The following is a 12,245-nucleotide window of genomic DNA, read 5'->3' as shown; positions in this document are numbered from 1 at the left end:
ACGTTCTCAGGGGCGCGGGGGCCTATCCGGTCCGCGGCTCCGCCGCGTGGGCGCGATCGGCCGCGGACGGCCCGCGGGCCGCGGAACCCGGCGGCGCCTACGCGCCCCACCCGGCCTGCTGCCCGCCGACCCGCTCGGCGGCGATCCTCTCGGCCCATCCGGACGCCTTGTACGCCTTGAGGGGCTCGGGGTCCAGCCCCATCTCCTCCCGCACCTCACGCAGCAGCGGCCGCACATCCGTGTTGTACGCGTCCATCAGCACGGCATTGGCCTCCAGCACATCCCCGGAGGCCTGCGCGGCGGCAAGCGCCTCCCGGTCCACCAGCAGCGCCTTCGCCGTGGCCTCCTGGACGTTCATCACCGACCGGATGATCGCCGGGATCTTCGCCTCGATGTTGTGGCACTGGTCGAGCATGAACGCGACCTCGGGCGTGAACCCGCCCCCGCGCACCACCTCGTACATGATCCGGAAGAGCTGGAAGGGGTCGGCGGCGCCCACCATGAGGTCGTCGTCGGCGTAGAAGCGCGAGTTGAAGTCGAACCCGCCGAGCTTCCCTTCCCGCAGCAGCGTCGCGACGATGAACTCGATGTTCGTGCCCGGCGCGTGGTGACCCGTGTCGACCACGACCTGCGCCTTCGGCCCCAGCTTCAGGCAGTGCGCGTACGCCGTGCCCCAGTCCGGGACGTCGGTCGTGTAGAACGCCGGCTCGAAGAACTTGTACTCCAGCAGCATCCGCTGCCCCTCGCCGAGCCGCTCGTACACCTCCGCCAGCCCTTCGGCCAGCCGGTCCTGGCGGGCGCGGATGTCGTCCTGGCCGGGGTAGTTCGTCCCGTCGGCGAACCACAGCTTCAGGTCCTTGGAGCCGGTCGCGTCCATGATGTCGACGCACTCCAGCAGATGGTCCACCGCCTTGCGGCGCACCGCCGCGTCCGGGTGGCAGATGCTGCCCAGCCGGTAGTCGTCGTCCTGGAAGGTGTTGGAGTTGATCGCGCCGAGCTTCACCCCGTGCTCCTCGGCGAACTTCGCGAGCGCCGCGTAGTCCTCGACCCTGTCCCACGGGATGTGCAGGGCCACGGTCGGCGCGACTCCGGTGAACTCGTGGACCTTGGCCGCGTCCTGGAGCTTCTCGCGCGGGTCGCGGGGCACGCCCGCCTGCGCGAACACCTTGAAGCGGGTCCCCGAGTTCCCGTACGCCCACGACGGCGTCTCCACGGCCTGTGTCTTGAGAGCGGCCTTCGCCGCGGCGAGCTCGGTCACGTCAGGACTCCTGGGGCATCGGGTCGTAACGACCACAGAGTGAAACGATTCAGAAGGGGAAGCTATGGGGCTCTCGAAGGGGTGTCAACCCCTTCGGCCGAGACCGTTCACCGTGACCAGGGCGTGATCTGAAAGCGTCGAAACCTTTTCGACCGGGACCCATTGACGTGACATGCGCCGCGCGCCTAACGTCCCGGCAACCCAGTTGAAACCTTTCACGACGTCGGGAGGCCCGTCCCGCCGGCGTCGTCGAGGAGCCCCCATGACCCACCCGTCCGACACGGGTCCGGCCCCGGTCCTCGCGCTCAGGGACGTCTCCAAGTCCTTCGGCGCGGTCCGCGCCCTGCGGGACGTCTCCCTGGAGCTGTTCGCCGGCGAGGTGCACGCCCTCGCCGGGGAGAACGGAGCCGGCAAGTCGACCCTCATCAAGACGCTCGCCGGGGTGCACCGGCCGGACGCCGGCCAGGTGCTGCTCGACGGTGAGCCGGTCGTCTTCCACGGCCCCAAGGACGCCCGCGACGCCGGTATCGCCGTGATCTACCAGGAGCCCACGCTCTTCCCCGACCTGTCGATCGCCGAGAACATCTACATGGGCCGGCAGCCCCGGCGCGCCCTCGGACGGATCGACCACAAGGCCACCCACGAGGCGACCACCGCCCTGATGCGGCGGCTCGGCGTGGAACTCGACCCCGACCGCCCGGCCCGCGGACTGTCCATCGCCGACCAGCAGATCGTCGAGATCGCCAAGGCGCTCTCCTTCGACGCCCGCGTCCTGATCATGGACGAGCCGACCGCGGCCCTCACCGGCAGCGAGGTCGCCCGCCTCTTCGGCGTCGTGCGCACCCTGCGCGACCAGGGCGCCGCGGTGCTGTTCATCTCCCACCGCCTGGAGGAGATCTTCGAGATCTGCCGTCGGGTCACCACGCTGCGCGACGGCGCCCGGATCGCCAGTGAACCGCTGGACGGCATGACCGAGGACGACCTGGTGCGCCGGATGGTGGGCCGCGACCTCGAGGAGCTGTACCCCAAGCAGGACGTGCGCCCCGGCGAAGTGGCCCTGAGCGTGCGCCGGCTGACCCGCGAGGGCGTCTTCACCGACGTCTCCTTCGACGTGCGGCGCGGCGAGATCGTCGGCCTGGCCGGACTCGTCGGCGCCGGACGCACCGAGGTGGCCCGCGCCGTGTTCGGCATCGACCGCTGGGACGCCGGCGAGGTGGAGGTGGAGGGGCGCAGGCTCACCAACGGCGCCCCGTCCACCGCCATGGCGGCGGGACTCGCCCTGGTCCCGGAGGACCGGCGCGCCCAGGGCCTGGTGATGGACATGTCCATCGAGCGCAACATCGGCCTCACCGGACTCCGTACGACCGTGAAGGCCGGCCTGGTGGACCGGGGCGCCGAACGCAGCCGTTCCCTGGACTGGGCGCTCAGGCTCCAGGTCAAGTACGCCCGGATCGCCGACGCCGTCTCCACCCTGTCCGGCGGCAACCAGCAGAAGGTCGTCCTCGCCAAGTGGCTCGCCACCGGACCGAAGGTGCTGATCGTGGACGAGCCCACGCGCGGCATCGACGTCGGCACCAAGGCCGAGGTGCACCGGCTGCTGTCCCAGCTGGCCGCCGACGGCGTGGCCGTCCTGATGATCTCCTCCGACCTGCCCGAGATCCTCGGCATGGCCGACCGCGTGCTGGTGATGCACGAGGGCCGTCTCACCGCCGAGATCCCCCGCACCGACGCCACCGAGGAAACCGTGATGGCCGCAGCCACGGGGAGGGCGGCCGCATGACGGTCATCAGCCCCGACCCCGCCCCCGTCGCCGAGGCGCCCGGGACCGGCGCCACCCGGCTGGTCGACCGCGTGTTCAAGATGCGCGAACTCGCCATCCTGGTCGTCTTCCTGGTGATGATCGCCGTCACCCAGGCCGGCAACAGCGAGTTCCTGTCCGAGCAGGGCATCAAGGACCTGCTGCTGAACGCGACCATCCTGGTGCTGGTCGCCACCGGCCAGTCCCTGGTCGTCATCACCCGCAACGTCGACCTGTCCGTGGGCTCGACCCTCGGCATCAGCGCCTTCGCCGCCGGCACCTACCTCCAGGGCGGCGGGAACCCGGTCGCGGCCATCGTCCTGGCCGTCCTGCTCGGCATCGGCTTCGGACTGCTCAACGGCCTGCTGGTCAGTCTCGGTCAGGTGCCCGCGCTGGTCGTCACCCTCGGCACCCTGTACATCATCCGCGGCATCGACTCCATCTGGGTCGGTTCCCGCCAGATCACCGCGGCCGACCTCCCCGGCGGATTCGTCGACTTCGGCTCGGGCGGCGTCTCGGCGGTGCCGTACCTGGCGCTCATCGCGCTCGCGGTGCTCGTGGCGACGGCGTACTACCTCAAGCACTTCGGCAGCGGACGCGAGCTGTACGCGCTCGGCTCCAACCCGGAGGCCGCCCGGCTCGCCGGCATCCCGGTGCGCAAGCGGATCCTCGCCGCCTACACCTTCTGCGGCGCCCTCGCGGGCCTCGCCGGCGCGATGTACCTGGCCCGGTTCGGCAACGTCGACTCCGGCACCGGCACCGGTTACGAACTCACCGTCGTCAGCGCGGTCGTGGTCGGCGGCGTGGTCTTCACCGGCGGCTCCGGCAGCGTCTACGGCGCGGCCCTCGGCGCGCTGCTGCTGACCTCCGTCAACAGCGTGCTGCCCGCCCTCGGCGTCAGTTCCGTCTGGGTGCTCGCCATCAACGGCATCCTGCTCATCCTCGCCATCGCGGTCGACCGGATCGTCGCGCTGCGCGTGGCCTCGGCCCTGAAGAAGAGGAACGCCCGCCATGCCTGAGTCTCTGACGCGTGCCGTCCGCTGGGACACGGTGGTCGGCGCCCTGCTCGTCGTGGTCCTGCTGCTGTCGTTCACCACGGTCGACGGCTTCGGCAACGCGCTCAACCTGTCGTTCCTGATCGGCAACACCCTGCCGATCGCGCTGATCGCCCTGCCCATGACCCTGCTCGTGGTCTCCGGCGAGATCGACCTCTCCGTCGCCTCCACGGCGGGTCTGTCCGGCGCGGTGATGGGCGCCCTGTGGAACCAGGGCATGGCCATCGAGACCATCATCCCGGTCTGCCTGCTGCTCGGCGTCGTCTGCGGCCTCGTCAACGGCCTGCTGGTGACCCGCCTCGGCCTGCCCTCCCTCGCCGTCACCATCGGCACCCTCGCCGCCTACCGGGGCATCGCCCAGATCGTGCTCGGGTCCGACGCGGTGACCGACTTCCCCGCGCAGTACCTGGACTTCGCGGCCGGACGCATCGGCGACACCTTCGTCCCGTACGCCTTCCTGCCCTTCCTCGTCCTGCTCGCGATCGCCGTGGTCGCGCTGCACGCCACCCCGTTCGGACGGTCGCTGTTCGCCATCGGCGCCGGCGAGGAGGCGGCCCGGTTCGCCGGCATCCGCGTCAAGCGGCAGAAGCTGATCCTGTTCACGATGACCGGCCTGATGGCCTCCCTCACCGGCGTCTTCTGGGCGCTGCACTACGCCAGCGCCCGCTACGACAACGCCACCGGACTCGAACTCTCCGTCATCGCGGCCGTGCTGCTCGGAGGCATCGACTTCGACGGCGGCAAGGGCACCCTGGGCGGCGCGATCGCGGGCGTCTTCCTGCTCGGCACGCTGCAGAACGTGATGAGCCTGGTCAACGTCTCCGCCCAGTCGCAGATCGTCGTCACCGGCGTCCTGCTCGTCGTCTCCGTCCTCGGTCCCCGCGTCGCACGCCAGACCGCCGTCGCCCGGGCCGGCCGCCGGGCCGCCGCGTCACCACCGGTGCCGTCCAAGGCCCCCGCACCGACCCCCTGAAGCCCTTCTCGCCCGTAAGGAACCCACCATGCGCAAGGCATCCCTGAGCCGCACCTGCGCGGCCCTCGCCGCCGTCACCTCCCTCGCCCTGGCCGCCACCGCCTGCGGCGGCACCACCAAGGAGGACGTCAGGAACGAGGGCGGCGGCCCGGCGGCCACGGCCGGCAAGGCCGACCCGAACGCGCCCACCAAGAAGGGCCTGACGGTCGGCTTCCTGCCCAAGCAGGTCAACAACCCCTACTTCACCACCGCCGACAAGGGCGGCGAGAAGGCCCTGAAGGAACTGGGCTCCACCTACAAGGAGGTCGGCCCCTCCAGCGCCACCGACACCGCCGGCCAGGTCTCCTACGTCAACACGCTCACCCAGCAGCAGGTCGACGCCATGGCCGTGTCCGCGCAGGACCCCGGCGCCCTGTGCACCGCGCTCAAGCAGGCCATGAAGAACGGCATCAAGGTCGTCACCTACGACTCCGACACCACCGCCGACTGCCGCAACGCCTTCATCTCCCAGGCGTCCGCCGAGGACCTGGGCCGCACCGAGGTGCAGCTGCTCGCCGAACAGATCGGCTACAAGGGCGAGATCGCGATCCTGTCCGCCGCGCAGACCGCGACCAACCAGAACACCTGGATCGAGTTCATGAAGGACGAGCTCGAGGACCCCAAGTACAAGGACATGAAGCTGGTCAAGGTCGCCTACGGCAACGACGACGCCCAGCAGTCCTTCCAGCAGACCCAGGGCCTGCTCCAGGAGCACCCGAACCTCAAGGGGATCATCTCCCCGACCACCGTCGGCATCAAGGCCGCCGCCCAGTACCTGTCCGGGTCCAAGTACAAGGGCAAGGTCAAGCTGACCGGCCTCGGCACCCCCAACGACATGCGCAAGTACGTCAAGAACGGCACCGTCGAGGCGTTCGAGCTCTGGGACCCGGCCAAGCTCGGCGAACTGGCCGCGCGCACCGCCGTCGCCCTGGCCTCCGGGCAGATCACCGGCAAGGAGGGCGAGACCTTCACGGCCGGCGCGATGGGCGAGTACACCATCGGCAAGGACGGCGTGATCGACCTGGGCAAGCCCACCGTCTTCAACGCCGAGAACATCGACGAGTTCGACTTCTGATCACCGTCCCCCGAGTCACCTCGCACCGAAGGAGCGGTACCTCATGCAGCGCGTCTGTTTCCTGCTCAAGGTCCGTCAGGACAAGATCGCCGAGTACCGCGAACGCCACGCCGCCGTGTGGCCGGAGATGCGCGCGGCGCTCTCGGCCACCGGCTGGCACAACTACTCCCTCTTCCTGCGCGACGACGGCCTCCTCGTCGGCTACCTCGAGACCGAGGACTTCGAGGCCGCCAAGGCCGGCATGGAGGCCACCGAGGTCAACGCCCGCTGGCAGGCCGAGATGGCCCCCTTCTTCGAGTCCCTCGACGGCGCCCGCCCGGACGAGGCGATGAAACCGCTGACCGAGGTCTTCCACCTCGCCTGACGACGGAGCCCCGCGATGAGACGACGCATCCTGCTGGCCGGAGCACTCCTCGGCACCGTGACGACGGCCCCCGCCCCGGCCTCCGGCACCGCCCGGGCCGCCGCCCCCGGCCCGTCGGTCACCCGCACCGGCCGCACCACGCTCGACAGCCGGGCCCTCTACTTCGTGTCCTACGACGGCCTGGTCAACAACAACTCCTTCCAGAAGAACGGCCTGCTGACCCACAAGGGCCACCAGTACGCCGCCTGGTACACCGCCGACCGGGGCGCCGTCGTCGGCCGCCGCGCCCTCGGCGCCACCACCTGGCAGACCGCGAGGACCGGCCACACCCTGCGCTACGACGACTCCCACAACGTCATCTCCATGGGCGTCTCCAGGACCGACGGCCGCCTGCACCTCCACATGGACTCCCACAGCGACGGCTTCACCTACGTCAAGTCCGTCGCCGGGCTCCTGGACGACCCGGCGGGACTGAGCTGGACCGCGAGCCGCTTCGGCGCCCCGCAGTCCACCCTGGACGGTCTCGCCCTCACCCCGCAGTTCACCTACCCGCAGTTCATCGCCACCCCCGAGGGCCGCCTCCAGCTCAGCTACCGGGCCGGCGTCTCGGGCAACGGCCGCAACGCGCTGGCGGAGTACGACGGTGCGCGGTGGACCGCGCTGGGGGAGTGGACCAGTTCCACCGGCACCTACCGCAGCGAGCACGGCTCCTCCGCCGCTCGCAACATGTACCTGCACGGCATCGACTACGACCGCGGCGGCCGGCTGCACGCCTTCTTCACCTGGCGCGAGCAGAACGCCGCCGTCATGTGCAGCGGTGGCGGCATCACCAACCACGACACCGGCTACGTGTACTCCGACGACCGCGGCCGCACCTGGCGCAACGACGCCGGTACCGTCGTCGGCACCACCGGCGGCTCCGACCGGGTCTCCGTCACCGACCCCGGCCTGGTCGTCGACCCCCTGAACCCGGACCACTCCCTGATGAACCAGGAGAGCCAGTTCACCGACTCCGCCGGCCGGCCGCACGCGATCATCTCCTACGTCCCCGGCCGCTTCGGCCAGTGCACCACGGACTACGTCGCCGACCGAACGCGCAACGGCCGCGCCTTCCACGTCCGCAGAACCGCCTCCGGCACCTGGCGGAAGACCGAGATCCCCGTCCCGCTGAACTCCAGCCAGCGCACCAAACTGGTCCTGGACCGGTACGACAACGCGTACGCGATCCTCCCCTACGGCCGGATCGCCGGCGCCTCCGCGGCCTCGGGACACACCGACTGGAGGCTGCTGTACGACGGCGCCGGCCTGAACGCCTTCGGCGAGGTCGTGATCGACGAGACGCGCGTCGCGCAGGACGGGGTGCTGTCGGTCATGTACCAGGAGAAGTCCAGCGGTACGACCCCCTCGGCGCTGCACGTCGTCGACTTCCGGCTGCCGGGCTGATCCCGTCCGACCGAAACCGTCCCCGGGGCCGTGCCGGTAATGTGAAGGCCCCCCGACCGCCCCCGTCTCCTTGGAGGTCCCCGCCCGATGGCCCAGTCGGTGGGTATCAAGGACGTCGCCCGCGCCGCCGGAGTCTCCGTCGGCACGGTCTCCAACGTGATCAACCGCCCGGACACGGTCGCCGCCGAGACCCGGGCGCGGGTGCTGTCCGCCATCGACCGGCTCGGCTACGTCCGCAGCGAGTCCGCGCGCCAGCTGCGTGCCGGCCGCAGCCGGATCATGGGCCTGCTCGTCCTCGACATGGGCAACCCCTTCTTCGTCGACGTGGCGCGCGGCGCCGAGCGCGCCGCGCGCCAGGCCGGCCTCGGCGTGATGGTCTGCAACAGCGCACAGAACGCGAGCGAGGAGGCCGAGTACCTCTCCCTCTTCGCCGAACAGCGGGTCCGGGGCGTCCTGCTCACCCCGGCGGACGCCACCGGCCGCAACATCGAGGCGTTCCGTCGCCACGGCATCCCCTTCGTGCTGGTCGACCGGGTCGCCGAGGGCACCACCGAGTGCTCGGTCTCCGTGGACGACGTGGCGGGCGGCGCGCTGGCCGTGCGGCACCTCGTCGACGCGGGGCACCGGTCCATCGCGTACGTCAGCGGACCGCCCGGCCTGAACCAGGTCCGCGACCGCCGCATCGGCGCCCTGAGCGCCCTGGCCGAGGCCGGACTGGGGCCGGACCGCCTGCGCGAGCTGCCCACCGAGCGCCTCGACGTCGCCGCCGGGCGGGACGCCGGCGCCCGCCTCCTCGGCCTGGCCGACCGCCCCACCGCCGTGTTCTGCGCCAACGACCTGCTCGCCCTCGGCGTGCTGCAGGCGATGTACGCGGCCGGGGTCGGCGTCCCCGACGACCTGGCGATCGTCGGCTACGACGACATCGAGTTCGCCGCCGCCGCGGCCGTCCCGCTCACCTCGGTGCGGCAGCCCGCCGTCACCATGGGGGCCATGGCGGCGGAGCTGCTGCTGGAGGAGACGGAGGCCGAGACCGCGGCGAGGCCGCACGAGCACCGGCGGGTCGTCCTGAGCCCCGAACTGGTGGTCCGCCGCTCCAGCCTGTCGTCCCGCTGACCGGCCGTTCGGGAAAGGTCCGGTGATCCCGGGCTCGTCGGCCGGAGGACCATGTGCTGAACTGGATCGCGGTCCGACCGTCCGTCCGTTCCGGGAGCCCCGTTGACCGTCAGCTACCGCCAGCCCGGTGTCGTCCTCACCGACCGCCGCTTCACCGTGCCCCTCGACCACGACGACCCCTCGGGGGAGACGATCGAGCTGTACGCGCGCGAGGTCGTCGCCCGCGACAAGGCGGACAAGGACCTGCCCTGGCTGCTGTACCTCCAGGGCGGTCCCGGCTTCGGGGCGAACCGTTTCATCGGGAAGCAGGCCTGGCTCGGCCGGGCGCTGGAGGAGTACCGCGTGCTGCTCCTCGACCAGCGCGGCACCGGCCACTCCACCCCCGTCAACCGGCAGACGCTCCCGCTGCGCGGCGGCCCCGCGGAGCAGGCAGACCACCTCACCCGCTTCCGCGCGGACTCCATCGTCCGCGACTGCGAGGCGATCCGCCCCGAGGTCACCGGCGGCGCCCCGTGGACCGTCCTCGGCCAGAGCTTCGGCGGCTTCTGCACCGTCACCTACCTGTCCATGGCACCCGGGGGCCTGGACACCGCACTCGTCACCGGAGGACTGCCCTCCCTGGACGCCCACGCGGACGACGTCTACCGGGCCGCCTACCCGCGCGTCGAACGCAAGGTCGCCGCCCACTACGCCCGCTACCCGCAGGACGTCGAACGCGCCCGCCGCATCGCCGACCACCTCCTCACCCACGAGGTCGTCCTCCCGAACGGCTACCGGTTCACCGTCGAGGCCTTCCAGTCCCTCGGCATCCTCCTGGGCAGCGGCGACGGCAGCCACCGCCTGCACTACCTCCTCGAGGACGCCTTCGTCCGCACCCCGGCGGGACCCGCGCTGTCCGACGCGTTCCAGGAGCAGGTCCAGGGCCTGCTGTCGTACGCCGGACACCCGCTGTACGCGCTCGTCCACGAGGCGATCTACGGCCAGGACGCCCGCCCCACCGCCTGGTCCGCCGAGCGGGTGCGGGCCGAGTTCCCGCAGTTCGACGCGGCCAGGGCACTCGCCGGCGACGAACCGCTGCTGTTCACCGGCGAGAGCGTCCACCCCTGGATGTTCGACTGCGACCCCGCGCTGCGGCCGCTGCGCGAGACCGCCGAACTGCTCGCCGCCCGCACCGACTGGACGCCCCTGTACGACCCGGCCCGCCTCGCCGCCAACGAGGTCCCGGCAGCGGCGGCCGTCTACCACGACGACATGTACGTCCACACCGCCCACTCCCTGGAGACCGCCCGCGCGATCCGCGGCCTGCGCACCTGGGTCACCGACGAGTTCGAGCACGACGGCGTCCGGGCCGGCGGCCCCCGCGTCCTGGACCGGCTGCTCGCTCTCGCGCGCGACGAGGTCTGAGCCGGGCCCGGAGCGGGCCCCGGCGCGATGCCGGTGCCGGGGGTTAGTCTGCGGGCATGACCGAGCCGACGATCAGTCAACTCCAGCCCATGCCCGACGACTGGCGGCGCGCCCTGGCCGTCGTGGCCCACCCCGACGACCTCGAGTACGGCTGCTCGGCGGCGATCGCCTCCTGGACCGACGCCGGCCGCGAGGTCGCCTACGTCCTGGCGACCCGCGGCGAGGCGGGCATCGACACCCTGGAGCCGGCGACGTGCGGTCCGCTCAGGGAACGGGAGCAGCGCGCGAGCGCGGCCGTGGTCGGCGTGTCCGCGGTGGAGTTCCTCGACCACCGGGACGGGGTCGTCGAGTACGGCCCCGCCCTGCGCCGGGACATCGCCGCCGCCATCCGCCGTCACCGGCCCGAACTGGTGATCACCCTGAACCACCGGGACACCTGGGGCGGCACCTACTGGAACACCCCCGACCACGTGGCCGTCGGCCGTGCCACGCTCGACGCGGCCGGTGACGCCGGCAACCGCTGGATCTTCCCGGAACTGATCGAGCAGGGCCTCGAACCGTGGGACGGGGTCCGCTGGGTCGCCGTCGCCGGCTCCAGCACGCCCACGCACGCCGTGGACGCCACGGACGGGCTGGAGCGGGCGGTGCGCTCCCTGCTCGAACACCGGGCCTACATCGAGGCGTTGACCGACGAGGACCCGGAGACGTACGCGCGCGGCTTCCTGACGCAGAACGCCGAGGACACGGGCAAGCGGTTCGGGGGCCGGCCCGCGGTCGCCTTCGAGCTGTTCCCCCGGGTGACGGCATGAACGACAAGGAGCTGCTGGCGGAGCGCTTCGAGGAGCACCGCGACCACCTCGAGGCCGTCGCCTACCGCATGCTCGGGTCGTCGGCCGAGGCGGAGGACGCCGTCCAGGAGGCCTGGCTGAGACTGGGCCGCGCGAACCCCGGCGAGATCGACAACCTCGGCGGCTGGCTCACCACGGTGACCGGCCGCATCTGCCTGGACCAGCTGCGCTCGCGCACCGCGCGCCGCGAGCAGCCGATGGACGAGACCTTCGTCCCCGACCCGGTGATCAGGCCCCTGTCCCAGGCCGACCCGGAACAGGAGGCGTTGCACGCCGACTCGGTGGGCGTGGCCCTGCTGGTGGTCCTGGACAGGCTGGAGCCCGACGAGCGGCTCGCGTTCGTCCTGCACGACATGTTCGCCGTGCCCTTCGACGACATCGCGCCGGTCGTGGAACGCAACGCGGCCGCCACCCGGCAGCTCGCCAGCCGGGCCCGCCGCCGGGTCCGGGACGCGACTCCTCCGTCGGAGCCCGACCTCGGCCGGCAGAAGGAGGCCCTCGACGCCTTCATGGCCGCCGCGCGCGGCGGTGACTTCGAGGCGCTGGTCGCCGTCCTCCACCCGGACGTGGTCCTGCGGGCCGACGCGGGCGCCCTGGTCCGTGGTGCGGCCGGGTCCAAGACGCTCCGGGGGGCGAAGGCGGTGGCCGAGTCGGCGCTCATGTTCGCCCGGTACACCGCGGCGGCCCGGACGGTCCTGGTCAACGACGGGGTGGGCCTGGTCAGCGTGGTCGACGGCCGTGTCCGTTCGGTCATGTCCGTCACCGTCGTCGACGGCCGCATCACCGGCATGTACATCCTGGCCGACCCGGAGCGGCTGGAGCGCCTGGAGGTGCCGGACGACGTGGTGTGAACCCGGTCGGCGAACCGGCGCCGA

Annotated in this window: 11 protein-coding genes; 10 read left to right on the top strand and 1 reads right to left on the bottom strand. The window is 71.7% G+C overall.

The features are described 5' to 3' along the window. Window positions 1–97 precede the first annotated feature (97 nt). Window positions 98–1,258 carry an L-rhamnose isomerase gene (gene rhaI / locus RIM90_RS04185; protein WP_309059157.1) on the bottom strand — a complete coding sequence of 387 codons (1,161 nt, stop codon included), beginning with the start codon at window positions 1,256–1,258 and terminating at the stop codon, window positions 98–100. Between the two features lie 262 nt (window positions 1,259–1,520). Here rhaI and RIM90_RS04180 point away from each other — a divergent pair, with 262 nt between their 5' ends. The 10 genes from RIM90_RS04180 (at window position 1,521) to sigJ (ending at window position 12,221) form a co-directional block, all read left to right on the top strand. Further along, the gene (locus tag RIM90_RS04180; protein WP_309059156.1) at window positions 1,521–3,038 is read left to right on the top strand and encodes a sugar ABC transporter ATP-binding protein; all 1,518 of its coding nucleotides are present in this window, start codon (window positions 1,521–1,523) and stop codon (window positions 3,036–3,038) included. Then, entirely contained in the window at window positions 3,035–4,075 is a 1,041-nt protein-coding gene (locus RIM90_RS04175) for an ABC transporter permease (RefSeq protein WP_309059155.1), read from the top strand. The genes RIM90_RS04180 and RIM90_RS04175 overlap by 4 nt, the downstream gene beginning before the upstream one ends. Next, window positions 4,068–5,084: an ABC transporter permease gene (locus tag RIM90_RS04170; RefSeq protein ID WP_309059154.1), complete on the top strand. Its 1,017-nt coding sequence runs from the start codon at window positions 4,068–4,070 to the stop codon at window positions 5,082–5,084. The genes RIM90_RS04175 and RIM90_RS04170 overlap by 8 nt, the downstream gene beginning before the upstream one ends. A gap of 28 nt (window positions 5,085–5,112) precedes the next feature. Continuing rightward, the gene (rhaS, locus tag RIM90_RS04165) at window positions 5,113–6,198 is read left to right on the top strand and encodes a rhamnose ABC transporter substrate-binding protein (RefSeq protein ID WP_309059153.1); all 1,086 of its coding nucleotides are present in this window, start codon (window positions 5,113–5,115) and stop codon (window positions 6,196–6,198) included. Between the two features lie 43 nt (window positions 6,199–6,241). Then, window positions 6,242–6,562 carry an L-rhamnose mutarotase gene (locus RIM90_RS04160; RefSeq protein WP_309059152.1) on the top strand — a complete coding sequence of 107 codons (321 nt, stop codon included), beginning with the start codon at window positions 6,242–6,244 and terminating at the stop codon, window positions 6,560–6,562. Between the two features lie 15 nt (window positions 6,563–6,577). Then, on the top strand, window positions 6,578–8,005 hold the full coding sequence (locus RIM90_RS04155) for a BNR repeat-containing protein (protein ID WP_309059151.1): 1,428 nt from the start codon (window positions 6,578–6,580) through the stop codon (window positions 8,003–8,005). Between the two features lie 87 nt (window positions 8,006–8,092). Next, window positions 8,093–9,118 carry a LacI family DNA-binding transcriptional regulator gene (locus RIM90_RS04150; RefSeq protein ID WP_309059150.1) on the top strand — a complete coding sequence of 342 codons (1,026 nt, stop codon included), beginning with the start codon at window positions 8,093–8,095 and terminating at the stop codon, window positions 9,116–9,118. A gap of 102 nt (window positions 9,119–9,220) precedes the next feature. Continuing rightward, the gene (locus tag RIM90_RS04145; RefSeq protein ID WP_309059149.1) at window positions 9,221–10,522 is read left to right on the top strand and encodes an alpha/beta fold hydrolase; all 1,302 of its coding nucleotides are present in this window, start codon (window positions 9,221–9,223) and stop codon (window positions 10,520–10,522) included. A 56-nt stretch (window positions 10,523–10,578) separates the two neighbouring features. Further along, window positions 10,579–11,331 (top strand): PIG-L deacetylase family protein, encoded by a 753-nt coding sequence (locus tag RIM90_RS04140; protein WP_309059148.1) that lies wholly within the window; start codon window positions 10,579–10,581, stop codon window positions 11,329–11,331. Next, window positions 11,328–12,221, top strand: coding sequence for an RNA polymerase sigma factor SigJ (gene sigJ, locus RIM90_RS04135; RefSeq protein WP_309059147.1), 894 nt, complete (start codon window positions 11,328–11,330; stop codon window positions 12,219–12,221). Before RIM90_RS04140 ends, sigJ begins: the two co-directional genes overlap by 4 nt. The last annotated feature ends 24 nt before the right edge of the window (window positions 12,222–12,245 follow it).

Origin of the sequence: Streptomyces sp. (assembly GCF_031181555.1) — a bacterium.
Classification (GTDB): domain Bacteria; phylum Actinomycetota; class Actinomycetes; order Streptomycetales; family Streptomycetaceae; genus Streptomyces; species Streptomyces fimbriatus.
Note: the sequence above shows the minus strand (reverse complement) of the source record. Positions and strands in the feature narration are given on the sequence as shown.